22 protein-coding genes are annotated in these 26,884 nt (G+C 67.3%); 5 read left to right on the top strand and 17 right to left on the bottom strand.

Translation table 11 applies throughout. The annotated features are described in order from the left end of the window. Nucleotides 1-24 precede the first annotated feature (24 nt). A complete protein-coding gene (locus AC1DJN_RS13610) occupies nt 25-906 on the top strand; it encodes a LysR family transcriptional regulator (protein WP_025878397.1) in 882 nt (293 codons plus the stop codon). A gap of 43 nt (nt 907-949) precedes the next feature. On the opposite strand, the gene AC1DJN_RS13605 is transcribed toward AC1DJN_RS13610, so the two are convergent. After that, nucleotides 950-4,012 (bottom strand): bifunctional diguanylate cyclase/phosphodiesterase, encoded by a 3,063-nt coding sequence (locus AC1DJN_RS13605; protein WP_032952063.1) that lies wholly within the window; start codon nt 4,010-4,012, stop codon nt 950-952. Between the two features lie 174 nt (nt 4,013-4,186). On the opposite strand from AC1DJN_RS13605, the gene AC1DJN_RS13600 reads away from it, so the two are divergent. Next, nucleotides 4,187-6,298: a M13 family metallopeptidase gene (locus tag AC1DJN_RS13600; RefSeq protein WP_442251698.1), complete on the top strand. Its 2,112-nt coding sequence runs from the start codon at nt 4,187-4,189 to the stop codon at nt 6,296-6,298. 134 nt (nt 6,299-6,432) lie between these two features. Here AC1DJN_RS13600 and AC1DJN_RS13595 read toward each other — a convergent pair whose 3' ends face one another. Next, entirely contained in the window at nt 6,433-7,362 is a 930-nt protein-coding gene (locus tag AC1DJN_RS13595) for an oxygenase MpaB family protein (RefSeq protein ID WP_478039322.1), read from the bottom strand. 309 nt (nt 7,363-7,671) lie between these two features. Between AC1DJN_RS13595 and AC1DJN_RS13590 the strand changes: the two genes are divergently transcribed. After that, complete coding sequence (locus AC1DJN_RS13590; protein ID WP_478039321.1) at nt 7,672-8,286, top strand: hypothetical protein; 615 nt, start codon at nt 7,672-7,674, stop codon at nt 8,284-8,286. Nucleotides 8,287-8,325: 39 nt separating this feature from the next. On the opposite strand, the gene AC1DJN_RS13585 is transcribed toward AC1DJN_RS13590, so the two are convergent. From AC1DJN_RS13585 to AC1DJN_RS13525, 13 genes are all read right to left on the bottom strand, one after another. Beyond that, nucleotides 8,326-8,670, bottom strand: a complete 345-nt coding sequence (locus AC1DJN_RS13585) for a hypothetical protein (protein WP_442251700.1) — start codon at nt 8,668-8,670, stop codon at nt 8,326-8,328. Between the two features lie 32 nt (nt 8,671-8,702). Continuing rightward, nucleotides 8,703-9,473, bottom strand: a complete 771-nt coding sequence (locus AC1DJN_RS13580) for a LytR/AlgR family response regulator transcription factor (protein WP_478039320.1) — start codon at nt 9,471-9,473, stop codon at nt 8,703-8,705. Continuing rightward, nucleotides 9,463-10,722: a sensor histidine kinase gene (locus AC1DJN_RS13575; protein WP_032977067.1), complete on the bottom strand. Its 1,260-nt coding sequence runs from the start codon at nt 10,720-10,722 to the stop codon at nt 9,463-9,465. Before AC1DJN_RS13575 ends, AC1DJN_RS13580 begins: the two co-directional genes overlap by 11 nt. 278 nt (nt 10,723-11,000) lie before the next feature. Further along, nucleotides 11,001-12,650 (bottom strand): M28 family metallopeptidase, encoded by a 1,650-nt coding sequence (locus AC1DJN_RS13570; protein ID WP_032977069.1) that lies wholly within the window; start codon nt 12,648-12,650, stop codon nt 11,001-11,003. Between the two features lie 392 nt (nt 12,651-13,042). Beyond that, the gene (locus AC1DJN_RS13565) at nt 13,043-14,689 is read right to left on the bottom strand and encodes a CsgG/HfaB family protein (protein ID WP_025878388.1); all 1,647 of its coding nucleotides are present in this window, start codon (nt 14,687-14,689) and stop codon (nt 13,043-13,045) included. A gap of 16 nt (nt 14,690-14,705) precedes the next feature. Further along, nucleotides 14,706-15,380, bottom strand: a complete 675-nt coding sequence (locus AC1DJN_RS13560; RefSeq protein ID WP_478013623.1) for a hypothetical protein — start codon at nt 15,378-15,380, stop codon at nt 14,706-14,708. Between the two features lie 134 nt (nt 15,381-15,514). Beyond that, the gene (locus AC1DJN_RS13555) at nt 15,515-16,615 is read right to left on the bottom strand and encodes a hypothetical protein (protein ID WP_025878386.1); all 1,101 of its coding nucleotides are present in this window, start codon (nt 16,613-16,615) and stop codon (nt 15,515-15,517) included. Beyond that, nucleotides 16,606-17,802, bottom strand: a complete 1,197-nt coding sequence (locus AC1DJN_RS13550; protein ID WP_032977075.1) for a hypothetical protein — start codon at nt 17,800-17,802, stop codon at nt 16,606-16,608. Before AC1DJN_RS13550 ends, AC1DJN_RS13555 begins: the two co-directional genes overlap by 10 nt. Nucleotides 17,803-17,909: 107 nt before the next feature. After that, nucleotides 17,910-19,172, bottom strand: a complete 1,263-nt coding sequence (locus AC1DJN_RS13545; RefSeq protein WP_032977077.1) for an RNA polymerase sigma factor — start codon at nt 19,170-19,172, stop codon at nt 17,910-17,912. A gap of 45 nt (nt 19,173-19,217) precedes the next feature. Further along, the gene (locus AC1DJN_RS13540) at nt 19,218-19,574 is read right to left on the bottom strand and encodes a DUF1428 domain-containing protein (protein WP_025878383.1); all 357 of its coding nucleotides are present in this window, start codon (nt 19,572-19,574) and stop codon (nt 19,218-19,220) included. Nucleotides 19,575-19,598: 24 nt separating this feature from the next. Continuing rightward, entirely contained in the window at nt 19,599-20,009 is a 411-nt protein-coding gene (locus tag AC1DJN_RS13535) for a VOC family protein (protein WP_032977079.1), read from the bottom strand. 37 nt (nt 20,010-20,046) lie between these two features. Continuing rightward, nucleotides 20,047-20,469 (bottom strand): VOC family protein, encoded by a 423-nt coding sequence (locus AC1DJN_RS13530; RefSeq protein WP_025878381.1) that lies wholly within the window; start codon nt 20,467-20,469, stop codon nt 20,047-20,049. Between the two features lie 39 nt (nt 20,470-20,508). Beyond that, entirely contained in the window at nt 20,509-20,925 is a 417-nt protein-coding gene (locus tag AC1DJN_RS13525) for a YciI family protein (RefSeq protein WP_032977081.1), read from the bottom strand. Nucleotides 20,926-21,661: 736 nt separating this feature from the next. On the opposite strand from AC1DJN_RS13525, the gene AC1DJN_RS13520 reads away from it, so the two are divergent. Next, the gene (locus AC1DJN_RS13520; protein ID WP_032975546.1) at nt 21,662-22,069 is read left to right on the top strand and encodes a YciI family protein; all 408 of its coding nucleotides are present in this window, start codon (nt 21,662-21,664) and stop codon (nt 22,067-22,069) included. Here the strand turns inward: AC1DJN_RS13520 and AC1DJN_RS13515 are convergent. Continuing rightward, nucleotides 22,047-24,128 carry an SMP-30/gluconolactonase/LRE family protein gene (locus AC1DJN_RS13515; protein ID WP_032975547.1) on the bottom strand — a complete coding sequence of 694 codons (2,082 nt, stop codon included), beginning with the start codon at nt 24,126-24,128 and terminating at the stop codon, nt 22,047-22,049. The two genes, AC1DJN_RS13520 and AC1DJN_RS13515, sit on opposite strands and share 23 nt — an antisense overlap. Before the next feature lie 174 nt (nt 24,129-24,302). Between AC1DJN_RS13515 and AC1DJN_RS13510 the strand changes: the two genes are divergently transcribed. Next, nucleotides 24,303-25,826, top strand: coding sequence for a hypothetical protein (locus tag AC1DJN_RS13510; protein WP_442251702.1), 1,524 nt, complete (start codon nt 24,303-24,305; stop codon nt 25,824-25,826). Between the two features lie 7 nt (nt 25,827-25,833). Here the strand turns inward: AC1DJN_RS13510 and AC1DJN_RS13505 are convergent, their stop codons facing one another. Beyond that, nucleotides 25,834-26,610: a lytic transglycosylase domain-containing protein gene (locus AC1DJN_RS13505; protein ID WP_442251703.1), complete on the bottom strand. Its 777-nt coding sequence runs from the start codon at nt 26,608-26,610 to the stop codon at nt 25,834-25,836. Nucleotides 26,611-26,884 lie beyond the last annotated feature (274 nt).

Below are 26,884 nucleotides of genomic sequence, written 5' to 3'. Positions count from 1 at the left end.
GTATTTATTTCATAAGGCGCAACAATGGACACCCTGGATGCCATGCGCGTGTTCGTCGCGGTGGTCGAACGCAACGGCTTCAGCGCCGCCGCACAGGCGCTGGACATGTCCACGGCCGGTGTCACCCGCCAGGTCGCCGCACTGGAAAAGCGCCTGTCCACCCGCCTGCTCCACCGCACCACCCGCCGGGTCAGCCCGACCAGCGCCGGTGCCGCCTACTACGCCCAGTGCGTGCGCCTGCTGGCCGAGTTCGATGCGCTTGAGGCCAGCATCGGCGCACAGGCGCTGGAGCCGTCCGGCACGCTGCGCATCAACGCACCGGTCAGCTGGGGCATCGCCCGCCTCGGTCCGTTGCTGGCCGGTTACCGCGAGCGCTTCCCACAGGTCGAACTGGACCTGGCGCTGTCCGACCGCCTGGTGGACATGGTCGAAGAAGGCTACGACGTGGCCATCCGCATCACCCGCGAACCGGGCCCGAGCCTGATCGCGCGGCGCCTGGGCCAATCGCGGATCAGCCTGTGTGCCGCACCGGCCTACCTGGCCGCACACGGAACACCGCAGGCCCCCGAGGATCTGCAGACCCACGCCTGCCTCGGCTACAGCTACTGGGCCGCCGGCGACCACTGGCCCCTGCAGGGACCGGGTGGCGAAGTGAAGGTTGCAGTGACCACCCTGCTGCGCGCCAACAATGGCGACGTCCTGCGCGAAGCGGCGATTGCCGGCATGGGCGTGATCCTGCAGCCGGACTTCCTGTTGCACGAGGCCCTGGCCGATGGCCGCCTGGTGCGCATCCTGCCCGGATGGGAAGCTGAGCCGATCGGCATCTTCGCCGTCTACACCAGCCGCAGCCATCTCGCCCCCAAGGTGCGCAGCTTCATCGACTACCTGGTGGAAACCGGGGTGTAAGCGTGCGTCCGCCGGGCATGGCCCGGCGAGCGCGAAGCGCGGCCTAGGCGACAACCTCATCCAGCTGCGCGATGATCTTTTCCAGCGGTGCCGGCCGTCCCAGCAGGTAGCCCTGCACCTGGTCGCAGCCATGCGCGGCCAGCCAGTCCAGCTGTCCCGGCGTTTCCACGCCCTCGGCGATGATCGTCAGCCCCATGCTGTGGCCCAGCGACAGCAGTGCCCGGCAGATCGATGCGTTGCGCGGATTGGTCTCCACGTCGGCCACAAAACTGCGATCGATCTTCAGGACGTCCAGCGGCAGGTGCTGCAGGTAGGACATGCTCGAGTAGCCGGTACCGAAATCGTCCAGCGACACGCGGATGCCCTGCTCGTGCAGGCGCTGCATGGTCTGCATCGCCTGTGCCGGCTTGCGCATCAGGCTGCTCTCGGTCAGTTCCACGTGCAGTGCACCACGGGCCAGGCCGAAATCCTGCTGCGCGCGGGCAAACTCGGCCACCAGATCGCTGTTGAAGAACTGCACCGCCGACACATTGACTGCGATCGACAGCTCGCCCCAGCCGGCTTCGACCAGACGCCGCTGCGCCTGTGCCGCTGCGCGGATCACCCAGCGTCCCAACGCCAGGATCAGGCCGGTGTCCTCGCACAACTGGATGAACTCGCTGGGCGGGATGAAGCTGCCATCGGCCTGCGGCCAACGCAGCAGCGCCTCCAGCGACGCCGGGCTGCCATCGCTGGCGTGCCGGATCGGCTGGAAGTACAGCTGGAATTCGTTGTCGATGGCCGCGTGGATGCGCCCGGCCAGGCGCAGGCGGTCGGCCAGGCGGATRGTCACCGCCGCATCGAACCAGGCCACCACGTTGCCTTCGGCGCGGGCCGCGTGCGCCGCCTGCGCGGCCATGCCGATCGCCTGTTCGGCACTGTGGCCTGCGTCGGCGTCATGTACGGCCACACCAATGCGGGGTTCGAACTGGTGCAGCGAATCCTGGCCGCGCATCGGTGCCGAGACGATCTGCAGCAGATCGTCCAGCACGCGCTGGGTGTTGTGTTCCGGCGCGATCGCCAGCACGAAATCCTCCGCCGGCTGGAACGCCAGCAGGCCGAAGCGCGCGCCCAGCCCGCCCAGGCGCGAGGCCATCGACTGCAGGACCGCATCACCGATCTCGCGGCCCAGCGTATCGGCCACCAGCTGCAGCCCGCGCAGCTGCACATAGGCGATGGTGTAGGCGCCGGCCTGCTCGTCCAGCTGTTCGCTCAGTGCGCGCACGTTGAGCAGGCCGGTGGCCGGGTTGTGGCGTGCGTGATAGGCCAGGTCGCGCTCGTAGGCCAGCCGCTCGCTGACATCCTCGGCCAGCACCAGGCACGCGGGCTGGCCATCGAAATCCAGTTGCGACAGGTGCACGCGCACTTCGAACACCGTGCCATCCTTGCGCTGGTGCAGGCGCACCGCAGCGTCCTGCAGTTCACCACTGCGCACCTGCGCGATCGCGCCCTTGACCTCGTCCCAGCCCTCGCGTGGGCGGATGTCGAGGATGCTCATCGCCAGGAATTCATCGCGGCTGTAGCCGTACTGCTGCACGGCCGCCTCGTTGACCTCGATGAAGCGCAAGGTGTCCGGATCGAACACCCAGAACGGCGCGGGGTTGCGATCGAACAACAGGCGGAAGCGGCGTTCAACCTGGCGCATCTGCTCGCGTGCCTGGTAGCGCTCGCTGAGGTCGGTCAGTGCGCCGATCATGCGCCGCTGCCGATCGACCACCGCTACCCGCTGGCCACGCGCGGCAACCCAGCGCACGGCACCGCCGGGCAGCACCAGGCGGAATTCTTCGTCGAGTACAGCGTTGCCGGCGAAGGCCTGATCGAAAGCCTGCTGCATGCGTGCGCTGTCATCGTGGTGCACGCGGGCGAAGAATTCGGCCACCGGCAGCGCATCGGTCTGCACGCCGAAGATCTCGCGCGCCAGCGGTGACCAGCGCAGCAGCGCAGCGTCTTCGTCGACATACCAGGTGCATACGCGGCCCACCTGATGGGCCAGGCGCAGCTCGGCGTGGCCGGTGCGCAGCTCTTCGGCCATCGACTGCTGCCGGTGCGTACTGCGGCGCACCGCGTACAGCAGCACCAGCAGCAGCGCCACGTAGGCCAGCATGATGGCAATCGCCGCCTGCAGATACGGCCACCACGGCTTCAGCACATCTTCGTTTGCCAGGCCGACCTGCACCGCCAGTGGACTGCGCTCAAGGGTGCTGATGGTGGAGATGCGCGGTATCTGGTCCACCGCGCCGGGAATGCTGCCCAGCTCGACCACTGCCTGCCGGCCCAGCAGCGTGCGTGCCGGCAGCGTGTAACGGCGGCCGACGGTGCCGTGCGGATCGGGGACACGGGCCAGCATGTAGCCATCGGCGTCGCTGATCGAGGCCAGACCACTGGGCCCCACATCGAGACCGCCCACGATCCGCTGCAGTTCGCCGCAGCGCAGCCGTGCCAGCAGCCAGCGATCGCCAGCCATCGGCAGCGCCAGCGGCACCACCCAGCCACCGTCGCTGGCACGCTGCGGCGGCCCGATGTACAGCGCACTTCCCTGCCCGCGTCGCTGCGGATCGGTCCACAGTGGCAGCTGCAGGTCGCCCTTGCCGGCGGTCAGGGCGCGGCCATAGGTATCGAGCACGACAATGCTGTGCAGTTCGGCGTGCCGGCGCAGCACGCCGGCTATGGCGGCGTCCAGCAGCGCGGGCGCCTGCGCAGGCACCGTGCGGAACAGCTCGGCGGCATCGGCGGCGATGCCGGCCATCGCCCGTTCCAGGTTGCGCAGCTCCAGTGCCAGCAGGCGCTCGCTGCCTATCGCCAGCGCCCGGCTCTGCCGCTGCGCGGCTTCCAGCCGGCGCTGGTAATCGTTGGCCAGCATCGCGGCCAGGCCTGCCGCCAGCAGCACGCCCAGCACCACGCCGCCCCAGGTAATGGCACGCAACGGCCGGGCCAGCGCGTGTCTCAGCGCCGGCATCGGTCGGTCTTCCCTGTGCAGTCGGCTGGCTTCATGCGCGAACGATTCCTCCACATCCCCGACCTCAACGGCCGGCGGACGCCATTCTTGACGCCTCGACCCGTCCTGCATGCGCCCTCCCCCGGGTGCTGCAGACATCCAGCCCGCAGCATGCACCACGCCGGTGACCGCGTGAAGATCGCTGCGGCGTGTTCAGCCAGATCACGCACAGTGCTGGCCCTGTCGAGCACGTCCAGCCGGCCCGCAGCGGATTAGACTTGGAGTTTTCCGCCGCAAGAGAAGTCCATGTCCAAGCTGCGCCGCCCCACCCTGGCACTGGCCATCGTTGCCAGCCTGTCCCTGGCCGCCTGCGACCGCCCGGCCGATCCGGCCGCCGGCACCGCCGCACCGGCCGAGGCGCCCCCCGCTGCCGCCAAGCCGATGCTGGGCAGCTTTGGTTTCGATGCCAGTGGCATGGACCGCAGCATCGCCGCCGGTGACGACTTCTTCGGTTTCGCCAACGGCAGCTGGGTGAAGAACACCGAGATTCCGGCCGACCGCTCGCGCTTCGGCAGCTTCAACGTGATTGCCGAGAAGACCCAGGCCGACACCCGCGCGATCCTGGAAGGCGCTGCCGGCAACGCCCAGGCCAGCGGCGAAGACAAGCTGATCGGCGACTACTACGCCGCCTACATGGACGAGGCCGGCATCGAGCAGCGCGGCCTGGCACCGGTGCAGCCGCAGCTGAAGAACATCGATGCGATCGCCGACAAGGCCGGCCTGGCCCGCGCCCTCGGCGGCGACGTGCGCGCCGACGTCGACCTGCTCAATGCCACCAACTTCTACACCGACCGCCTGTTCGGCCTGTGGGTGTCGGTGGACCTGCTGCAGCCGGACCGTACCGCGCCGTACCTGGTGCAGGGCGGCCTGGGCATGCCGGACCGCGATTTCTACCTGGGCGGTGGCCGCATGGCCGACCTGCGCAAGCAGTACCAGGCCTACATCGCGCAGGTGCTGCAGCTGGCCGGCGTGGCCGACCCGGCCGGCAAGGCGCAGCGCATCCTCGCCCTGGAAACGAAGATCGCCCAGGCGCATGCCACGCAGGAAGAAACCAATGACGTGACCAAGGGCGCCAACCCCTGGACCCAGGCCGACTTCAACGCCAAGGCCCCGGGCATGGACTGGGCCGCGTTCCTGGACGCCGCCAAGCTTGGCCAGCAGCAGGACTTCATCGTGTGGCAGCCCAAGGCCGTGGCCGGCCTGTCCAAGCTGGTGGCCACCGAGCCGCTGGATGCCTGGAAGGACTACATGACCTTCCACGCGCTGGACCGCGCCGCTGCCTACCTGCCGAAGAAGTTCGCCGATGCGCGCTTCGCCTTCCACGGCACCGCGCTGAGCGGTACGCCGCAGCAAAGCGACCGCTGGAAGCGTGCCGTGGATGACGCCAACCATGCCGTCGGCGAGGCCATCGGCAAGCGTTACGTCGAAAAGCACTTCGATGCGAAGACCAAGGAACGTGCCGACGAGATGGCCAAGAACATCATCGCCGCCTTCGCCAAGCGCATCGATGCACTGGCCTGGATGTCGCCGCAGACCAAGGCCAGCGCCAAGGCCAAGGTGGCCGGCCTGACCGTGGGCATGGGCTATCCGGACAAGTGGCGCGACTACACCGGCCTGGACATCCGTCGTGATGATCCGCTGGGCAATGCGCAGCGCGCCGAGCTGTTCGAGTACCAGCGCAACATCGCCAAGCTGGGCAAGCCGGTCGACCACAGCGAGTGGGCGATGCTGCCGCAGACCATCAACGCGATGAACGTGCCGCTGGAAAACCGCCTGGTGTTCCCGGCGGCGATCCTGCAGCCGCCGTTCTTCGACGGTGCCGCCGACGACGCAGTGAACTACGGTGCGATCGGCGCGGTGATCGGCCACGAAATCAGCCATGGCTTCGACAACGCCGGTGCGTTGTTCGACGACACCGGCAAGCTGCACAACTGGTGGACGGCCGAAGACCTCAAGCAGTTCAACGCAGCCGGCGATGCACTGGCCGCGCAGTTCAGCAGCTACGAGCCGTTCCCGGGTGTACATGTGAACGGCAAGCTGACGCTGGGCGAGAACATCGCCGATGTCGCCGGCCTGGGTACCGCCTACGACGCCTACCAGCTGTCGCTGCAGGGCAAGCCGGGCCAGACCCTGGAAGGTTTCACCCCGGACCAGCGCTTCTTCCTCGGCTTCGCCCAGGCCTGGCGCAGCAAGAGCCGCGAGCAGGCGCTGCGCAATTCGCTGCTGACCGACGTGCATGCACCGGGCCAGTTCCGCGCGTTGACGGTGCGCAACATCGACGCCTGGTACCCGGCGTTTGAAGTGAAGGAAGGCCAGAAGCTGTACCTGGCCCCGGACAAGCGGGTCAAGGTGTGGTGATGTAACGCAGACGGGCGCCGAAAGGCGCCCGTTTTATTTCCATGGGTAGACGCAAACCTTGGTTGGCGTTCTTCCGGCATCCACGCATCGCATGGATGGGCACCGCGGCAAGGCGCGCCGACCAAGGTCGGCGCCTACCGGGGCAATGCCGGCCACTCGCGCAACGATTCCACCGGCACACCCACGCGGGCGCAGGCGCGGCTCGCCAGGCCGTCGGGCAGCGCGCGGCGGAACAGCGGCGCCATGCCCTGCATCAGCTTCGCCGAAGCTGCGGCCTGCGCACGCTGGCGCGTGCTGCGCTCTAGCATGCCCTCGGCCCACTCCGGCAGCAGCGCGGCACCGGCACCGAGGAAGATCTCGCGCGACAGGCCGGGCACCGGCACCGGCAGGCGCACGCCGGACAGCACCTGCAACACTTCGCGTGAGCGTTCGTCCACCACCAGCTCCGGCTGCCGTGCACAGAAATACGCATCCACTTCCGCTGCACTGCGTGGTACGTCCGCCGCGCCCAGCGCTTCGGCCACGCAGCGGTACTCGTCGTAATAGCGGTCGGCGATCGCGGCAGGCACCTCGCGCCCGTAGCGGCGATAGCCCTGCAGGAAGCCGTAGGCCTCGGTCACGTGCACCCACGTCAGCAGGTGCGGATCATCGGCGGCATACGGCTCACCCTGCGCGGTATGCCCGCGAACCTGCGCGTGGATGCGCCGCACCTTGGCCACCAGCGCTTCCACCTCGCGCGCCGGCGCGTAGCTGGTGCCGGCCACAAAAGCAGTGGTACGGCGCAGGCGGCCGACCAGGTCCTGGCGGAAATTGGAATGATCGTAGACACCGGCCAGCGCGCGCGGATGCAGCGTCTGCAGCATCAGCGCACACAGACCGCCGGCCAGCATCGAGGGCAGCTCAGCGTGCATCCGCCAGGTGAYGCTGTCCGGCCCGAACCAGCCGGGATCGCCCAGYGGATGGTCGTAGTCGATGCCGCTCTGGCCACGCGGAAACGCATCCAGGACCCAGCGCCGGATCGGCGCGGTGACGGGGCGGGAAAGACGGTGCAGCAACGGCGGCATCACGGGTCCAGATCGGCGGAGGGACGGACCACGTCCTGCGCGGTCCACCCCGATTCTGGTCGATCACGACCGGCACAGCGAGCCCATCCGCTCAGCGTCGGTTTCATGTGCGCGCGCAGCACATTTCACCCTGCGACATCTTGTCGCAGGCCACGCGGGCAATGCTGCGTCGCAACAATATTCACCTGTTCAGACAGAACCCTTGTGCCGCGTGGCCTTGAGGCCATTGCACCGCTCGCTGGAAGTGCTAGAACTGAACCCGCCACACCGTCCACTGCAGATCGCCGCACGTTCCACAAGGAGCCAGCCATGATTGCTTTGTTCAAGGGTTTGGGATTACTGCTTCGCGACAACGAGCTCTACAGCAGCCCGTTCGAAAAACAGGTCGCGCACTGGCGCAGCCTCAGCGAACAGCAGATCCGCGATGAAGTGGCGGTGCTGGCCCAGGCCAAGTGCCAATGGCTGATCACTTCGATCGTCGGATGGCAGGCAGCTTCGCTGCTGATCCTCGGCCTGATCACCAATTACCTGTGGCGCGACGATTACCACATCACCTTCACCCGCGTGGTCGTGGTGTTCGGCTCGTGGATCTCGATCCTGTTCGTGATCTGGTTCATGGCCAACATGTTCGACCGCACAGCGGGCTTCGAACGCTGGATGAAGGCCTTCAACAGCCGCGCGCGCATCACCTCCAAGGCCGACAGCGTCGAGCACGTGGCCGAAGCGCTGGACCTGGCTGAACACTATCCGGAAGTGCTGGACTACAAGCAGGCGGTCACCGCCAAGCGCGAGCTGCGCCACGAGGACATCCGCATCATGMSCGAGATCGGSCGCATGAAGCAGCACTCCGAACTGGTGGGTCGCCTGAATCATGTCGGTGAAACCGAACACCATCACGACATGACGCTGCAGCCCGCTTACTGAGCCGAACGCAATCCGGGGGGAGCCACAATGCCACCGTGCTCAGTCACGGTGGCATTGTTCTTTCTGCACGTCGCTGACGCACTGGCGGAAGTCCTTCGGCAGGCCACTGACCTGCTCGGTCTTGCCTGCGGCCACCGCGAACCGGCGCAGCGGCGGCTTCGCGCAAGCGGTGTCGGTGCTGCAGCCCGGCGCCAGCACCAGGTAATGGCATTGGCCACTGCTGCTGGCGATGCATTCGAAACGCGCCACGCCATCGACCACCGTGCTCTTGCTGTACAGCGTGTCCACGCCATTGGCATTGGTGCGGGTGATCGACGTGTTGCTGGACTTTTCGCAGCCGGCGATGGCCAGCACGGCGAGACCTACAAGCAGGATACGGCGCATGTTCGTTCCTCGGTGGATGGCAATGGCTGCGGCTACATGCCGCGGAACAGACTCATGAACGGCTGGCTGACCACCAGGGTTTCGGCACGCTGGCGCAGGCGCAGCACGCCACGGCCGGTATCGTCGCGGCTGACGGCTGCTACCGCCTTCATGTTGACGATGGTGKARCGRTGCACCTGGCGGAAGTGCAGCGGATCGAGCACTTCCAGCAGCTCGCGCAGCGGTGTGCGCAGCAGGCTTTCGCCGGCGGCAGTGACCACCGTGGTGTACTTGTTGTCAGCACGGAAATAGATCACATCGTCGAGCATGATCAGCTGCGTATCGCGGCCATTGCTGGCGGTGATCCAGGCCAGGGGCGGCCGGTCGTTGGCGACCGGGCCTGCACCCAGGCGCTGCAGCAGGCGCTCCAGCACCGCATCGTCCTGGCGCGCGGATGGCAGCCGCGAAAGAATGCGATCGCGCGTGGCCAGCAGCCGTTCGTCACTGACCGGCTTGAGCAGGTAATCCATCGCGCCCTGCTCGAAAGCATCGATGGCGTACTGGTCGTAGGCGGTGACGAACACCACCTGCGTGCGCGGGCTCAGTTCGGCCAATGACCGCGCCACTTCGATGCCGCTGATGCCGGGCATGCGGATGTCGAGGAAGGCGATGTCCGGCTGCTTCTCGGCCAGCTGTTCCAGCGCACTGGCACCGTCCTCGCATTCGGCCACCAGCTTCAGCTCCGGCCACAGCCGCCCGAGCTGCTCGACCAGCGAGTGCCGCAGCAGCTCCTCGTCTTCGGCAATCAGCGCTTCAAGCGGCATGGCTGGGCTCCTTGGCCGACTGCGGCAGGGTCATGGTAGCGGCTACACCACTGGGGAAATTGGCCACGATCGCCACTCCGGCCTGCTCGCCGCAGGTCAAGCGCAGGCGCTCGCGCAGGTTCTTCAGGCCGATGCCGGTGCCGCTGGTGCCCTGTCCGAAACCGAGCCCATCGTCGGCGACCGTCACGGTGACATGGTCATCGAAACCACGCGCGAGAATCCAGATCGTGCCGCCGCCTGGCTTGGGCTCCAGGCCGTGCTTGATCGCATTCTCGACCAGGGTCTGCAGCGCCATCGCCGGCATCTTCACTTCGTGCAGCTCGGTGGGCACCTGCACTTCCACCGCCAGCCGTGCGCCCATGCGGATGCGCAGGATTTCCAGATAGGCGCGGGTACGTTCCAGCTCCACGCCCAGCGTGGAAACCGATTCGTCCACCTGCGGCAGCGAACTGCGCAGGTACTGGATCAGGTGGCCGAGCATCTGCTCGGCGCGCGCCGGGTCGGTGCGGGTCAGCACCTGCGCATTGGCCAGCGAGTTGTACAGGAAGTGCGGCTCGACCTGCGCGTGCAGCAGGTTCAAGCGCGCGACCGACAGTTCCTTTTCCACCTGGGTCTGTTCGGCAGCGGCCTGCTCGTCGCGGCGCTGGTCAGCCACACGGCGACTGATCGCACGGGTCACCGCTTCGGCGTTCTCATAGTTGCTGCCTTCATCCAGTGCCAGCAGATCGGCCCACCAGCCGGCGTCCGGTTCGAACAGCAGGGTCACCGTGCTGGTGCCCTGCCCCGGCGTTACCGTGGCCAGCACACTGTTGCGTTTGATCGCCAGCCGCGCCGGCAGGTTCCAGCGCGACGGTTGCCGGCCGTTCCACAGGTCGACGCGCCGCACATAGGCACGTACCTGCAGACTGCCAGCAGAACTCTCCACCTCTTCCACCCGCGGCAGTTCGCCGACGGCAGCCTCGACCACTGCGAAGGCCTGGCCGGCATCCATCGGCAGTTCGATCTGCCGGCGCTGGCGGCCGGACAAGGTGGCGCCATCGAGGCGACCGGCCACCAGCCAGACCCGGCGCACGTGAGTGATCGCGCTGCCCAGCGCGGAGATCATCAGGAACATCACCAGCAGCCCGAACACCCAGCCTGGGCCGTCGTTCATGCCGCTGAAGATGCCACTCCAGACCATGCCGGCAACGAACAGCGCCGCGGCCCAGGCCAGCAGATGACGGATGATGAGGGAGAAGCTGGCGATCACGGCGGCGCCTTGGTGGAAGGGGTGAGCCGAGCATAGAGCGGCCCTTCGGGCAAACAAGCGATGTGCGACGAAGACCGGGAAAGGGTGGATGGAACCGGTTCTGGTAGGGTTGCCGGCCGGTGGCCGGCACTACCAGGCATCACCGGGTTGCCGGCCAGCGGCCGGCACTACCAGGCATCACCGGGTTGCCGGCCAGCGGCCGGCACTACCAGGCACTACCAGGTTGCCGGCCAGCTGCCGGCAACCGGGGAGGCGCCGGGTGAGCCCGGCGCATTCCCTTATCTGCGCTGGTCGGCGCTGGCGTCACGCACGGCGCGGAACGCCTCGTCCTTGCTCCAGTTCGGCCAGCTGCGCGAATTGGCCAGCTGGTTGCCCAGGGTGTACAGCACTTCCAGGTCGCGGGCGGCGCCAGCGAACACCCAGTCCGGCTGCCACTCGTCGCCCTGCTGGTGGTAACGCTTGGCGGTGTAGTCTTCGGACGCCTTCTTGCCCGCCGCGACGCCACCGTCCACCCAGTCCTGCCCGGCCGACCAGGACAGCGCGGGCACGCCRCGCTTGGCGAACGGGAAGTGGTCGGAGCGGAAGAACAGACCGGCCTCCGGCTTCGGGTCCGGCGTGTAGCGGATGTCCCAGCCCTTGGCCACGTCCTTCAACTGGTCCAGCAGCTCGAAGCGCGCCGCGCCGTAGATGCCGAAATCGCGCGACGGGCCGAACGGCGCCATGCCGTCCATGTTGATCATCGCCACGGTCTTTTCCAGCGGGTACAGCGGGTGCGTTGCGTAGTACTCCGAACCCAGCAGGCCCTTCTCCTCGGCAGTTACCGCCAGGAACACGACCGAACGCTGCGGACGCGGTGCCTTGGCGAAGCCACGCGCCAGTTCAATCAGCGAGGCGGTGCCGCTGGCGTTGTCCAGCGCGCCGTTGAAGATGCGGTCGCCGCGTGCGTCGGGCTCGCCCACGCCGATGTGGTCCCAGTGCGCGCTGTAGATGACGGTCTCGTCCGGATGCGTGCTGCCTTCCAGGCGCGCGGCCACGTTGTGCGAGGTGATCACTTCGGTCTTCACCGCGTACTTCGCATCCAGGCTGGCGCCGGTCAGCGGCACCGGGGTGAAGTCGCGCTGCTGCGCCTTCTTCTTCAGCGCCTCGAAATCCTGCCCGGCCGAGCGGAACAGTTCCACCGCCAGATCGCGCTGGATCCAGCCTTCCAGCAGCGGATGGCTGTCAGCCGGATTGTCGCGCACCACGTCGAACATGGTGTTGGTGTTGGAGCCGGCCACCGTGGCCCAGCCATACGACGCCGGGGCGGTCTCATGCACGATCAGCACGCCGAGTGCGCCCTGGCGTGCGCCTTCTTCGTACTTGTACGGCCAACGGCCATACCAGGTCATGCCCTTGCCGTCGAAGTCGCCCTTGCCGGTTTCGAAGTCCGGGTCGTTGATCAGCACGACGGCGATCTTGCCCTTCAGGTCCACGCCCTTGAAGTCGTCCCAGTTGCGCTCCGGCGCCTTTACGCCGTAACCGAGGAACACCAGCGGTGCCTTGCTGATATCCACGCTGGTCGCACCGTTCATGGCTGCACGCACGGCGATCTGCTTGCCCTGCTCCAGCGCGATGGTCTTGCCGCCCTGCTGCAGCGACAGCTGCGGGGTGCCGACGATGTCGCCCTTGCGCAGCGGCACGGCCTGGGTCCACAGGCGCTTGCCGTCCTTCAGGTCGCCGCCGGGCTGCAGGCCGGCGTCGGCGAACTGCTTGCTGAGGAAGGCGATGGTCTTCTGTTCGCCGGCGGTGGCCGGGGAGCGGCCTTCGTAGGCGTCGGAGGCCAGTTCCTTGACGTCGGCGGAGATCCGCGCGCCATCGAATTTCGGGGTGGCCGCCATCAGTGCGCTCGACACCGACAGGGCCAGCACGCCCAGTACTACTCGCTTCATTGCTCTCTCCAGCAGGGAAATCGTTCTGGAGTGTAAGGGGTAAGAGGTTCGGCAGGGCTGCGCCCTGCACCCGGCAGCCGCGGTAGTGCCGGCCGCTGGCCGGCAACCTCAACAGCAACAGCAGAAGCTGCATTCCGTGGGATGGCGGGGAGGGTCCGGCTGCGGGGGACGCCGTAAACCCATCCTTGGGGGCTTGGCCGCGGCATCCATGCCGCGGACACCCCCGCAACCGGACCCTCCCCGCCTTGGACAGATTTCTGCGATCTGTCGGAACGGCGTTCTGTGATGCTCTTGGTAGGTGTCGACCTTGGTCGACACGCAACAAGAAGGGGTCAGATCCCTTTCCCGGCGGGAAAGGTCTCTGACCCCCACGTGCCTCGAACCGAGGTGTCTTACCAGTTCGGGTCTTCGGCCGGGGCGGCGGCGGGCTTGGGCTTCGGCTTGCTGGCCGGGCGCGCTGCGGCGGCCGGGGCGGCCGATGCGGTTGCGCCGGCGGCGGCCTTGGGCTTGCTGCCCAGCTTCTGGCGCAGTTCGATCTGGCCGGGGCGGAAACCACCGCGCATCGCGTCGACGCCCTCTTCCAGGGTGCCGTAGGACGTCTGCGCGGCAACGCGGTCGATGCGGATGGTGCAGCACGGATGCTCGCTGCGGCCGAGCGAACGGCCGGTCTGCGGGTCCTTCAGCTCTTCGCCCAGGCGCACGGCCTGCCAGCGCTGGCCGACCTGCACGGTGTCACCGCCCTGGCTCAGCACCACCTGGTCGCCATCGACGGACACCACCGACACCGGGAACAGCGTGGTGACGATCGTGCTGCCGATCTGCCCGGACAGCGAGTCCATCATCGAGGCGGCCATGCTGCGGCCATTGACCACGCGCGGCAGCGTGCTCGGGCCGGTCGAGGCCAACTGATGGTCGAAGCTGTCGGACATCACCACCTGGCCGGTGGTGGCATTGACCAGGCGCAGGGTGATGCGGCCGCCACCGGAATACGAGGTCACCTGGCGATCGGACATGCGCAGGTTGCGCACGCTGCGCGGGTACTCGAACCGTTCGATGGTCGGAATCAGGATCAGGTCGGTCGCCAGCTGCTGGCCAACGCGCGCGGTGTCCTGCAGGCGCACGTTGCCACTGTTGATGTGGTCGATCTCGGCCTGCAGTTCGTCGCCGAACTCGCGGTCCAGCACGATGAAACGCTGGGTCTGGGTAAGCGTGTCGGACAGCCGCGCGCGGATCGCCTGGGCGACCTCGTCGGCATTCACCCGGCCATCGCCAACGGCATAGCTGCCCGACTTGGTGCGCGGCAGGGCCACCACGATCTTCGGCTTGCCTTCTTCATCCGGTGCGCGGTACTGGGCAATCTGCGCGCGGACACGCACCTTCCAGTAGCTGCGCATGCTGCGCCGGGTGACATCCGAATCGAAGGAGCTGGCACCGCGCTTGGCGTCTACCTTGACCTGCTCTTCGTAGTTTTCCTTGACGCTGGCCGACGCCGAGCCGCCCTTGGCGGAGGCTTCGCCGGAAGCGCTGGCCGAGGCCGAACCCTTGAAGCTCCAGCCTTCGTCGCTGGCGCGCACGCGGGCGATGGTTTCTTCGTCGAGCTGGCTCACTTCATCCTGCGAGAGGATTTCATAGCCCAGCACCGCGCCCTGCGAGCCGGCAATCATCTGCTGGGAGAACGCGTCGGCGCGGATATCGCCGACGTGTTCACCGTCCACGTCCACATGCAGGCCTGCGCGCAGGCTCTGCATCTGGCTGGCCACGCGTACGCCGTTGACCTGGGCCACGGCCGACTGCAATGCCGCCAGCACCGCCAGTTCCGGGGTGCTGCCGATACCGTCGGCTTCACGCGCGACCTGGGTGGTGCCGCCGAAATCCGGCGTGCCACGCAGGGGCGCTTCCTGCACCGGCGCATTGCTGGCCAGTGCACTGGCAGCCTTGTCCTTGGCCGGAGCGGTTTCTGCCGGTGCATCCTGCTTGCCGCAGGCTGCCAGCAGGGCCGCTGCCAGGCCCAGGCCGATCAATCGAGTCGTCGTACGCATGCGGAGCTGCCTCGTATCAGAGCGAATCCAGCATCGAATCGGCGTTGGACGGCACCTTCACCTTGCTCTTCTTGGCGAAGGTCACAGCCGACTTGGTCGAGCCGTACAGGCCCTTGATGAAGCCCGGCGATTCCTTGGCAACCCAGGCACCGGCGGCCAGCTTGCGGCCAACGGTGGCCATCTGGGTGGCGCCCAGGTTCTTCATGCCGGCCGCAAAGCCGCTGGCTTCGCCGCTCAGCTTCTGTGCTTCGGCAGCCGAGGCCAGCAGCGAGACCAGGCCTTCGGCGTAGTGCTGCTTGGATTCAGCGTTCAGTTCCGGCTGTGCGGCCTGGCGCTCGTCGATGGCGGCCTGGGCGGCTTCGCTGACCGACACCGACTTCTTCATCGCATCGACGTTCACCGAACCGGACGACAGCGCCTGGCGCTCGGCTTCCAGCAGCTGCACCTGCTCGGCCAGGCCGAAGGCACGGGCGAAGGAGCTCTGCGCCTGCAGCGAGTGCGACTGCGAGCTGACGAAACGACGGACCAGCGCTTCCTGCGCGGCTTCGTCCGGGGCGGCAGCGCTGGCGCTGCTGCTGGAGGTGCCGGTGGCGCCGCCGGCCAGGTCCTTCAGCTTGCCGAACTGGGCGTGGGCCGGCATCGACAGGGTAGCGGCCGCGATGGCAACGACGAGAGCGGTATTACGGATCATGGAAGAGTCCTTTGKGAGAGACGGCCGCAATGCGGCGCGCGGGATCGGGGRTAGCAGCGGGTCAGTGCCGAGCACGCTCGGCACCCACCAGGGCCGGTAACGCCGGGCCATGCCCGGCGAGCGCAGCGGTAACGTCAGCGGACCGCCTTGACGTTCAGTTCGTTGATCATCTGCTGGGCGGCCTTTTCGGCAGCCAGCTGCAGTGCATTGGTGCGGGCGACGGTTTCGTTCGGGCCGGTACCGGAGAACTGCACCGGGCCCACCGACGACACGGTGCGCGGGAAGCGACCGGTCACGTCCAGCACCTTGCCGGTGACAGTGACGAACACGCGGGTGTTGCCGCTGGCCGGATCACGGTCGCGCATGCCGACGTCGAGGGTACCGACGGCAATGTACGGGATGTTCGCCGCACGGATGCCGTTGGCGGTATCGCGCAGGGTGGCCGCGGAGAGATCGTTGCCGGTGCTGAAGTCCTTGCGGATGCGCTCGATGCTGAGCAGGCCGCGCGACTCGCCTTCCACGTATTCGGCTTCAACCACTTCGTAGCCGGCGGCGCTGAAGGCACCGGTCATGGCCGTGTTGACTTCGGCGGCGTTGGCCACCTTCCAGCTGATGTTGTCGCTGCGGGCGGTGGTGCTGCCGCCGCTGGTGACCGACACCGAGCCGTTCTGGTTGATGCTGCCGTTGGTGCTGACCGAGTTGCCGCGGAAGCTGTCGCCCTCACGGGTGTTCTCGCTGTAGCTGCTGCTGGCGTCGACGCGGCGGTATTCCTTGTCCTGGAACGACTGCACGGTGTCCTGCGAGCGCGCCATGAACAGGAAGGTCAGCAGCGAGCGCTGTGCGGCGGTGGCACCGGCCACGGCCGAACCGGCATCCAGCTTGGTCTGCAGCAGGGTGGTGTTGATTTCGGCGCGGACGGTGACGCTGTAGGTCTTGGCCTTCTTGTCTTCGTTGTCCGACAGCTGCACGGCGCTGAGCACGTAGCGGTCGATTTCACCGAGGAACTCGGCGCGACGCGATTCGAACAGGCGCAGCTTGGCCGCACCGGATTCGGCGATGTACGCCTCCAGTGCATTGGCCTTGGCCTTGTTCAGGGCCTGCGCACGGGTATCGGCACTCAGGCGCAGGCTGTAGCTGGCCGAACCGGTACCGCGCGAGCTGGCGGTCTGCGCGGCGACCGGCGAGGCCACCGCCAGGGCGATGAGGATGAGCAGGATGGTACGCATCAGCGACATGATTTGATCAACTCCTGGAGGGCTTGGGTCTGTTGCTGCAGCGGGCGTCCGCCTGGCTTCTGCTCGTCCAGCCAGGCGCGCGAGTCGGCGCGCTTGGCGGCGGCGCCGGCGAAGGCATCGAAGCCGGCCAGCAGGGTTTCGTAGCTGGCCGACCACTGGTCGACCTGCCACTGCGTGACCGGCACCACCTTGGTGGCGCCCTTGCGCAGCGGCTGTTCGAAGTACACCTTGCCGGAGAACGGCTCGGTGACCTTGGCGGTGAAGAACGCGCCGAACAGCATCGTCTTCATCGCCGGCGTTTCACTGATGACGCCGTTCTTCAGCGCATCCACCTGCAGGCTGATGACGTAGTCGGCCTCGGGGATCTTCAGCTGGTAGACCTTGCCGTCGGCAAAGCGCGCGGCCATGGCACCGCCGATCACCTGGCCCGAGGCCGGCGGCAGCAGGCCGACACCGGTATTGGACGACAGCGTCTTGGACAGCTCATGGGCCAGCGTGGCGCGCAGCGGACCGGCCCACTTCGGGTCGGGCAGCTTGGCCAGCGTGGCGTCGGACAAGGTCACCGCACCCACCTGCAGGCGACGCGTGGCCGCTTCCGGCAGCTTGGCCTGGGCCAGGGTGGTGGCCAGCACCTGCGACAGGCTGGTATCGGCACCGCCGTACAGCAGATCGGCGACGATCGCATCGATATCGTCGCTGTCCGGGCGGTACTCCTGCACGTCGATGCGCTGCAGGGTAAGCGGATAGGAGGCGATCACCTGGCGCTCGCGGAAATCGAAGAACAGCGCCTGCAGTGCCACTTCCACCAGCACCTTGTACTGGTCGCCGATCGGTTCGACCGATACCAGCTCGCGGTCCAGCGCAGCGGCCAGCACCACGGCACTGGTGGTGCCATCGAGCATCGCCACCGGCTGGTCGATCAGTTCCAGGTTGGCCGGCGCGCGGCGCTTGAGCGCCTGTGCCAGGGTCTGGTTGAGCGGAATCAGGCCACGCTTTTCCAGCACGGCATGCGCATGCGGGGTGGTCGCCTGTACGGCGGCGGCGTCAGCGGTATAGGCAAAGCCGGCCCAGTAGGCCTGCTGCGATTTGTCTGCGGCCTGGCTGGCCAACGGCCATACGGCCAGGCACAGGGCATAGGCAAGCAGGCGCGCAAAAGCGCGCGGTGCGCTCTTCGTCCTTGAAAACATCCAACCGCTCCTCGGTCACGACACACGAATGACAGGCGCGAACACGCCCGCTGGGCGCGAAACATAGCCGCTCCGGGGCAAACCGACAAGTGCTGACCTTGTCGGCTTCAATTTTCCTGCGGCAGGCCGGCCCGTTGCCGCAGCAGGGTCCGCTCTGCCTGGTTCTGGCTCAACGCCGCTGCCGAGGCGAATGCGTCACGCGCGTCCTGCTCCCGCCCCAACTGCTGCAGCAGTTCGCCGCGCACGACCATCAGCGGTGCGTAGCCCTGCAGCCGTGGCTCATCCAGCAGCGGCTGCAATAGTGCCCATGCCGCGAACGCGCCTTCGCTGCGCGACACCGCCACCACCCGGTTCAATGCCACCACCGGCGATGGCATTACCTGCAGCAGCTGCGCATACAGTGCAGCGATGCGCGCCCAGTCGGTGTCTTCGGCACGCCGCGCACTGGCATGGCAGAAGGCGATCCGCGCCTGCAGCACATAGGGGTCATCGCCGCCACCCGCCGACACCGCACGCGCCAGTGCCTGCTGGCCGCGTTCGATCTGCAGCCAGTCCCAGCGCGCCCGGTTCTGCTGGTCCAGCAGGATCGGCGCACCCTGCGCATCCACCCGTGCCGCCGCGCGCGAGGCCTGCAGTTCCATCAGCGCCAACAGGCCCAGTACCGGCGGCACCGGCATGCGATGGGCGAGGATGCGCGCCAGCCGCAGCGCCTCGGCGCACAGCGCCGGTCGCATCCAGTCGTCGCCTGCACTGGCTGCATAGCCTTCGTTGAACACCAGGTAGATCGCCTCCAGCACCGAGGCCAGTCGCTCCGGCAATGCATCAGCACGCGGCACTTCGTAGGGGATCTGCTTCTGCGCCAACGTGCGCTTGGCACGCACGATGCGCTGGGCGATGGTCGGCTCCGGCTGCAGGAACGCGCGGGCGATCTCGGTCGTGGTCAGCCCGCCCAGCAGGCGCAGGCTCAGCGCCACCCGCGCGTCGGCAGGCAGGACTGGATGGCAGGCCACGAACATCAGCCGCAGCAGGTCATCGCCGATGTCGTCTTCCAGCGCCTGGCTGTCGTCGGGCGCGGGCAATGCGGCCGGATGCAGTTCCTCCCCCCATTGCGCATGCTGCTGCGCCACCCGACGGTGCTGGCGCAGCACATCGATGGCGCGGTTGCGCGCGGTGGTCATCAGCCAGGCTCCAGGATTGTCCGGGATGCCCTGCACCGGCCAACGCTCCAGCGCGGCCAGCCAGGTGTCCTGGGCCAGCTCTTCGGCACGACCGACATCGCCGCCGAGCAGGCGCGCCAGGCGCGCGATCAACACTGGCGATTCCATCCGCCAGAGGGTGTCCAGGCGCTGGCTCAGGGCGGGCTCGTGCATGCGCCGATCACAGCATGCGGGCCCGGCCCGCACAAGCGCCGGCGTTCACGCTTCCACGATCGGCTTGAAGCCGCCCCAGAACATGCGCTTGGTATCGAACGGCATGTCCTTCGGGCCGATATGCGCCAGCCGCGGGTCGGCCATCACCTTCTTGTTGATGCGGTCGCGCGCGGCACGCGTGCGGAACACCACGAAGGCCACGATCACCGTTTCGCCCGGCTTGAGCTTCACCGCCTGCGGGAACGAGGTCGATTTCCCGGGTTGCACGTCATCGGCCACGCATTCCATGTACTGCAGCGCGCCATGGTCCTTCCACACTGCGCCGGCCTGGCGGGCAAGGCGGCGATAGGCCGCCACCTTGTCCTGCGGGCACGGCAATACGTAAGCATCCACGTAAGCCATGGGGATTCTCCCTGCGGCGGCCGCTCAGCCCGGCTCGCCATCCATGTGTGCGATTTCCCAGAGATGTCCATCCAGGTCCTGGAAGCCGCGCTGGTACATGAAGCCGTAGTCGCGCCCCGGCTGCGGTTCGCTGGCACCGGCGGCCAGCGCCTTGTCCACCATGGCGTCCACCGCCTTGCGGCTGTCAGCCGACAGGCAGGTGATCACCTCGGTCTGCGCATGCGCATCGGCGATGCCCTTGGTGGTGAACTGCTGGAAGAACGGCTTGACCAGCAGCATCACGAAGATGCTCTCGCTGACCACCATGCAGGCGGCGTTCTCGTCGGTGAAGGCCGGGTTGAAGCTGTAGCCCAACGCGGCGAAGAACGCCTTGGCTTTTTCCAGATCCTGCACGGGCAGGTTGACGAAGATCATCTGCGGTTGCGGTGTACTCATCGGTGCGGTTCCCTGCGATGGATGGAGAAAAGGAAAATCAGGGCTGCTTCATGCAGTTGACCATCCACGGCTTGCCGTAGCGGTCGGTCAACATGCCCCAGCGGTGGGCCCAGAAGGTTTCGGCGATCGGCATCTGCACCTGGCCACCCTCGGCCAGCGCCGCGAAAACGCGCTCGGCTTCTTCGATGCTGTCCACGTCGACGTTGATGGTGGTCGAGCCACCCTCGCCGCCGCCGGGACCATCGGCTGCCATCAGGATCGCCGCGCCGATCTCCAGCTGGCTGTGGGCCACATGGTCGAGGGTGTCGGCCGGCATTTCATTGCAGCCCGGCGAGCCGTCGGACGGCGGCATGTCGCGGTACTTCATTTCCGACGTGACCTGGCCGCCGAGTGCCTTGGCATAGAACGCCATTGCGTCGTGGGCCTGGCCGCTGAAGCCGAGGAAGGGAATCAGTTTCATGGGAATGCTCCGTAGGATGGGATGAATGCGCGACCGTACTCAGGCACGGTCGAGCTGCTCACGCAGACGCTGTTCCTGCTGCTGTAATTCAGGGGTGAAGGCTTCGCCGAAGTCTTCGGCGGAGATCAACGGGCGCAGTTCGAGGGCACCGCCCGCGCCGAAGGGCGCACGGCTGGCCCATTCGGTGGCCTCGTCCAGCGAGCGCACGTCCCACAGCCAGAACCCGGCGATCTGCTCGCCGGCCGGGCCGAACGGGCCGCTCTCGACCCGGGGCGTACCACCACCGAAATGGACGCGCCGGCCGCGCTGAGTGGCATGCAGGCCTTCCCCGGCAAGCATGATGCCGGCGGCCACCAGTTGTTCGTTGTAGGCGCCCATGGTGGCCAGTTCCTGTTCGCTGGGCATGCGCCCGGCTTCGGAATCGGCGTTGGCTTTGACGATCACCATCACTTTCATTGCGGTCTCCGCTGGGCTGCGGGTGCGTGCCCTTCCCTCTTACAACGAACCAGGGGCGCGAGGATCGACACCGTCGTGCAGATTATTTTTCCTGCGGAAAGCGCGCCTTCGGCGGGGATCGGCGAACGGCGGGGCCCCTCCGTGGTGGGGTGGGGTTGGTCGCTGGAAGCTGGGTTTCCGAGTGAAGGCTGGGCGGGTGGGATTGGCGGGGACGCCGTGAATCCGTCCCTGGACGCTTAGCCGCGCCATCCATGGCGCGGATACCCCGCCAACCCCACCCGCCCAGCCCCAGACAGATTCCGGTGGCCGAACCACCACGGGAAGATCAAGAAAAAAGGCAGAAGCAACAGCAACAGCAACAGCAACAGCAAAAGCGGTTGGCTGGCAGCCTTCGCTTTGCGAGCGAAGCGACCCGCGTTTGCCTTTTCCTGTGATTTCCCGTGGTGGACGCCGCAGGAACCTGTCCGTGGCCGGGCGGGTGGGTTGCGCAGGGGCGTAAGCGCCATGGATGGCGCGCCCGAGCCTACAAGGACGTATTCACGGCGTCCCCTGCGCAGCCCACTTGCCCGGCCAACCCGCAGAGATGCAGCTCTTCACGCCCAACCCCACCACGGAGGGGCCCCGCCGTTCGCCAATCCCCGCCGAAGGCGCGCTTCCCGCTCTGCCTTTCGCAGTGCAGCATGCCCCCGCGCAAACCTGCGCGATCATGGACCCCCGCCCCCGCCAGGACTCCGCCATGCAGCAGTACCTGCTTCTGATCTACATCGACCCGTCACTGCTGCGCACACTGCCCATCGACGACTTCAATACGTTGATGCGCGACTGCCTCGCCCATGCCGACAAACTGCAGGCCGAAGGCACGTTGCTGGCCGCGCAGAAACTGCAGCCGATCGAATCAGCGCAGACCCTGCGCGTGCGCGATGGTCACAGCCGGATACTCGATGGCCCCTTCGCCGAAACCCGCGAACTGCTGGCCGGCTTCAACCTGATCGTTGCTCGTGACCGCGATGAGGCCATGCGTATCGCCCAGGGCTTCCCGTGGGCCCGCTTCGGCAGCATCGAGGTGCGGCCGCTGGAAGACATGGACGCCGAGCGCGAACGCTGCGGCGCCCCGGCCGCGGCTATGGCAGCAGCCGTACCCTGATGTCGCGCGGGCCCACGCCTTCGTTGCCGCTGTAGTCGCGCGCACTGGCACGCACGATGTACTCGCCCGGCGGCAACGCCGCCGGCTGCCAGCGCCCGGTTTCCATCAGCCCATCGCGCACGGTGTTGGTCACCAGATAACGGAAGCGGGTGACCGCGCTGCCATGCACGGTGATGCCGCTGTCGGGTGCGTAAGCCACTTTCACCGCCTGCTTCTGCGGTGGCATGCGGTTGAAGACGATGTTCCAGCGCGGCTGCTCGTAGCCCTGCAGTGGCTGCCCGGCGGCATCGAGGATCTGGTAGCCCACCTGGTACGGCCCCAGCCGGCGACGCGGCAGGTTGTTGTCCACCTGGTCCCAGGCTTCCACCACGATCTGCACGCCGCGTCCCTGCCGGGCCAGCATCACCACGCCATCGCTGCCGGCGGCCAGTGGCTGGTCGTTGTCGTCCAGCAGCGCCACATCGGTGATGCGCGGCGCGAAGTGGTCGGCATAGCCCTTGAACCCCAGCGCCACCGCATTGGTCTCGAAACCGCCATTGCCCACGGCCAGGTGCACGTGCGCCTGGTTGTTGATGCTGCCCAGGCGGTCGCCGACGTGGATGCGTGTACCACGGCGCACGCGGATGCGCTCCAGCGTGCCGTCTTCGGCGTACAGCGGCTGCCAGCGCGCGTCGAACGGTTCGCCGCGTGGCGTGCGACCGACGCGCATGTGGATGTATTTCAACCGGTCCACGGCCAGGCCCTCAGCCTGCCCACCGAGGCTCCAGGCGGCAATCGGGCTGCTGATCTTGCCCTCGGCGATCGCCAGTACGGTCTGGCCGACATCGCCGCGCACATCGAAGCCGCCGTGCAGGTGGTGGCGGCTCTCGCCCTGGAAGGTGCCGCGCACCTCGCCGAGCGTGCCCACCACTTCGTGCCAGCCATCCTGCGGTGCCAGTGGCCAGCGCCCGCCACTGTCCGGCAGCGCCGCATCCGAGGCCGGGCCCACCAGCGCCGGTGCGGGCAGTTCACCCACCGGCAACGGGCGCAGGCGATGCAGGCGATAAGCCGCGGAATCGGCCACCAGCAGGGTGCCGTCGGCCTCCACCGCCAGACCGCTGGGGCGCGCCAGGCGTGGCAGGCGGTCATTGCCCAGCAGTGCCAGCTGATGCCCCTGCGGGGTCACCTGCACGATGCGTCCATCCAGGTCACCCACGTACAGCACGCCGTCATGCGTGGTGGCCAGTGACAGCGGGCCATTGATGACCTCCCCGCGGGCAACGACGGTGCTGACCATGCCATCGGTGCCGACGCGCCGCACTGCGTTGTTGAACAGATCGGCCACCAGCAGTGCGCCGTGCGCATCGAAGGCCAGCGCCACCGGTGTATCGAAACGAGCGTCAGCGCCAAGCGCATCGGCGAAGCCCGGGCGGTCGCCGCCGGCCAACGTACGCACGTTGCCATCGGTACCGATCACSCGGATGCGGTCATTCCAGGTATCRGCCACATAGACCTGYCCCTGCGCATCCACGGCGATGCCCATCGGYCCATCGAAGCGCGCCTGCGCGGCAGGACCATCGGCGAAGCCTTGCTGGCCACCGGCCAGCGTCGTCACCTGTCCATCGGTACTGACGCGCCGGATCGCATGATTGCCGGTGTCGGCCACATACAGGTTGCCCTGCGCATCGGCGGCAATACCCGAAGGCGTGTTGAAACTTGCCTGCAGGGCAGGCCCATCAACACGACCCTCGCCCTGCCCCGCTACCGTTTCAATACGGCCATCGGGCAGGCGGCGGCGAATGCGGTTGTTGTCACCGGCATCGGTGAAGTAGACGCTGCCATTGGCACTGGCCAGCAGCGCGTAGGGGTCGGCAAAGCGTGCCTGTGCGGCGGCGCCATCGCGATCACCKGGATGGCCATCACCAGCCAGCAGTTCGATCTGTGCGGTCCAGCCCAGCGGCGTGGCGGCCGGGCCACTCGCTACTGTCGGGCCCGATGCCGGGAACTCCCACCAGGTTGCCGCCAGCGCCACCGCTGTTGCCACCACTACGCCTGCCGCCATCCAATGCCGCCGTGCCATCGTTCCTGTTCGCCTGCCAGACCGTGAAGAGGGTCAGACGATAGTCGCTGCACTCCCGGCTGCCAAGGCCGCGCCGCTGCAAATGCGGGGGTGCTTGTGGTGGCAGCCCTTCGCGGGTTCAAATCAACGCACTTCGCATTCAAATCAACGCACTTTCCAAGGATGGATGCCGTCATGTCCCGACCTACCCTGCCTCTCGCCGCGCTGCTGCTCACCGTGCTGGCGGCAGCATCTGCACACGCCGTCGAGCCCCATCCCGAGGCGCCAGCGCAGGAGATCGCGGATACCCCCTTTTCCGCCTACCAGCAACGGTGGGAGTCGGCGTTGATGATGGCCGGCAGCGGCAACATGCTGGGTGCCATGATCGCGTTCGAACGGCTGATGGACGATCCGTTGTTCGCCCGTCTGGAGCCCGCCGTGCGTGGGCGCAACGCGCAGATCGCCGGTGCCACCGCGTTGATGCAGGATGCCCCCGGCGTTGCCCGCCGCTACCTGCAGCAGGCACTGACCGCGCTGCCGAACGACCCGGCCACGCTGGCCACCCTGGTATCGGTGGAACTGGCCGAGGACAACACCGCCGCCGCAACCCTACACCTGCTGCAAGCGGCCACCCATGCAGATGGCCCAGTGCAGGTTGATATGCAGACCGTCAGCTACCTGCAGTACACGCTGCGTGCGCAGCCGGCTCAACGCATGGCCCTGCTGAAGAGCCTGTTCGACAACCAGTGGACGGGGGATGGCGTTGAACCCACCGGCCTCTGGCTGGTGCTGGCGACATTGCAGGTCGAGCACGGCCGCAGCGCAGAGGCAGCTGCCACGATTGCCCGCATCGATACACCGTTGGAGGTGATCGCATTGCGCAGCGACAAGCGCTTCGACCGCTACGTCGATCGCCGCGATCCGCGGTTCGATCCGCAGCAGGTGGCACAGCGCAAGCTGGATGACCTGCGCGTGTCGGGCCTGCTCGACCGCCGCTTGAATGCCAAGCTGGCTGCGTTCGGCTTCATCCAGCTGATGGTGGGCGAGAACGAGCAGATCGTGCAGTTCACCGATGACATGGCGCGGATGGTCAGTGCCGGCCAGCGTCCTGCGGGTGAGGAGGCAACGTGGCTGGCGTGGCTGCTGGACTACCGCACGCTGGCACTGCGCCGGCTGGATCGCATCGACGACTCTGTGGCGGCCGCACGACTGACCGATGCGGTCGGTGCCCTTGGCCCGGACGCGGCCGAGCACCGCATGAATCTGGCCTTCATGCTGTCTGCCACTGGCCACGAACGCGAGAGCGACACCCTGCTTGCCGGCATGGACGGGCTGTCGCCCTTCGGGCTGGCGGCGCGCGCCTACCTGACCTTCGTGCATGCGCGCGAGAACAACGATCTGGCGGCAGCGGCGGCCGCGCGCGCGGAAATCGTCAGCCACCGCAAGGACGCACCCCAGATCCATATGGAGCTGCTGATTGAAGAAGGCGACATGGAGGCCGCCGCAGCCGCGCTGATAAGCCAACTGGAATCCGCAGAGGATCGCACCGACGCACTGCTCAGCCTGCAGGACATGCGCGTGTATCCCTCGCTGCCCGCGGAGCGGGTGGCCGACGAGCGCTGGCGCGAACTGAAACAGCGTGCCGATGTGCGTGCCGCGATCAACCGCGTCGGCCGGATTGAGCGCTACCCTCTCTACAGCATTTCCACATCGCGCTGATCGCCGGTCATTTTGCCGGCACTTCGATACGGATGCCCATTGCTTCGCGGTAGCGCGTATACAGGGCCATCACCTTGTCCACGTAGGCCAGGGTTTCGGCATACGGTGGCACGCCCTTGTAGCGCGCCACCGCACCGATGCCGGCGTTGTAGGCCGCCGCTGCCAGCGGACGGTCGCCGTTGTAGCGACGCAGCAGCGCGCGCATATAGCGGGCGCCGCCGTCGATGGACTGCTGCGGCGAGAACGGGTCGCGCACGCCGTATTCCAGCGCGGTGTCCGGCATCAGCTGCATCACGCCCTGCGCGCCCTTGCTGGACACCGCCAGCGCGTCGAAATTGCTTTCGGCGTGGGCGATCGCCCGCAACCAGGCATCGTCCACGCCGGTGGCCTTGGCCGCCGCCTTGAACTGTTTTGCGTGCTGGGCCAGCTGGGGCTTGCCGACCTTGCCCAGGCCTTCGTGCGCCGGTTCGCCCGGCGGTGTGGCCACGGTGAACTTCAGGAACACCCGCGAGCCGGGCAGGTTGCGGGTGGAATAGACAAGCTTGCCGTCCTGCTCGCGCTCGTACAGCACGCCACTGAACACGCCCATGTTGCCCCACAGGTTGGGGGTCTGCACGGCGCTGTCGTCGATCTCCTTCGGCGTGCAGCGCGAGCCGGGCTCCGGTGCGGTGGCCAGGCTGACGGTGTTGCCCTGCACGCAGCGGTAGACCATGCGCGCAGCGGCCAGCCCTGGCCACAGGCCAGACAGCAACAACAGCGCGACGAGGGCGGGACGGAGGGACATGGCGGCGGGATGATCCGGCTGCGGCCGCTAACACTGAGTGAATGGGGGTTCGGCCGGGCGGCGCCCGGCACCCGCAGAAGCAACGGCGCCAGCAACAGCAACAGCAACAGCAACAGCGGGCTATCCGTGGGATGGCGGGGTGGGTCCGGTTGCAGGGGACGCCGTAAACCCGTCCCTGGGGGCTTGGCCGCGGCATCCATGCCGCGGACACCCCCGCAACCGGACCCACCCCGCCTTCGACAGATTTCCGCGATCTGGGAACGGTGTTCTGTGC

Source organism: Stenotrophomonas sp. 05L414_2, assembly GCF_056397905.1.
Note: the sequence above shows the minus strand (reverse complement) of the source record. Positions and strands in the feature narration are given on the sequence as shown.

Excerpts from the sequence above, each read along its gene's own strand:
- AC1DJN_RS13610 (WP_025878397.1), top strand. The coding sequence starts at position 25 with ATGGACACCCTGGATGCCATGCGCGTGTTCGTCGCGGTGGTCGAACGC.
- AC1DJN_RS13600 (WP_442251698.1), top strand. The coding sequence starts at position 4,187 with ATGTCCAAGCTGCGCCGCCCCACCCTGGCACTGGCCATCGTTGCCAGC.
- AC1DJN_RS13585 (WP_442251700.1), bottom strand. The coding sequence starts at position 8,670 with ATGCGCCGTATCCTGCTTGTAGGTCTCGCCGTGCTGGCCATCGCCGGC.
- AC1DJN_RS13565 (WP_025878388.1), bottom strand. The coding sequence starts at position 14,689 with ATGCGTACGACGACTCGATTGATCGGCCTGGGCCTGGCAGCGGCCCTG.
- AC1DJN_RS13560 (WP_478013623.1), bottom strand. The coding sequence starts at position 15,380 with ATGATCCGTAATACCGCTCTCGTCGTTGCCATCGCGGCCGCTACCCTG.
- AC1DJN_RS13555 (WP_025878386.1), bottom strand. The coding sequence starts at position 16,615 with ATGTCGCTGATGCGTACCATCCTGCTCATCCTCATCGCCCTGGCGGTG.
- AC1DJN_RS13550 (WP_032977075.1), bottom strand. The coding sequence starts at position 17,802 with ATGTTTTCAAGGACGAAGAGCGCACCGCGCGCTTTTGCGCGCCTGCTT.
- AC1DJN_RS13545 (WP_032977077.1), bottom strand. The coding sequence starts at position 19,172 with ATGCACGAGCCCGCCCTGAGCCAGCGCCTGGACACCCTCTGGCGGATG.
- AC1DJN_RS13540 (WP_025878383.1), bottom strand. The coding sequence starts at position 19,574 with ATGGCTTACGTGGATGCTTACGTATTGCCGTGCCCGCAGGACAAGGTG.
- AC1DJN_RS13535 (WP_032977079.1), bottom strand. The coding sequence starts at position 20,009 with ATGAGTACACCGCAACCGCAGATGATCTTCGTCAACCTGCCCGTGCAG.
- AC1DJN_RS13530 (WP_025878381.1), bottom strand. The coding sequence starts at position 20,469 with ATGAAACTGATTCCCTTCCTCGGCTTCAGCGGCCAGGCCCACGACGCA.
- AC1DJN_RS13525 (WP_032977081.1), bottom strand. The coding sequence starts at position 20,925 with ATGAAAGTGATGGTGATCGTCAAAGCCAACGCCGATTCCGAAGCCGGG.
- AC1DJN_RS13520 (WP_032975546.1), top strand. The coding sequence starts at position 21,662 with ATGCAGCAGTACCTGCTTCTGATCTACATCGACCCGTCACTGCTGCGC.
- AC1DJN_RS13510 (WP_442251702.1), top strand. The coding sequence starts at position 24,303 with ATGTCCCGACCTACCCTGCCTCTCGCCGCGCTGCTGCTCACCGTGCTG.
- AC1DJN_RS13505 (WP_442251703.1), bottom strand. The coding sequence starts at position 26,610 with ATGTCCCTCCGTCCCGCCCTCGTCGCGCTGTTGTTGCTGTCTGGCCTG.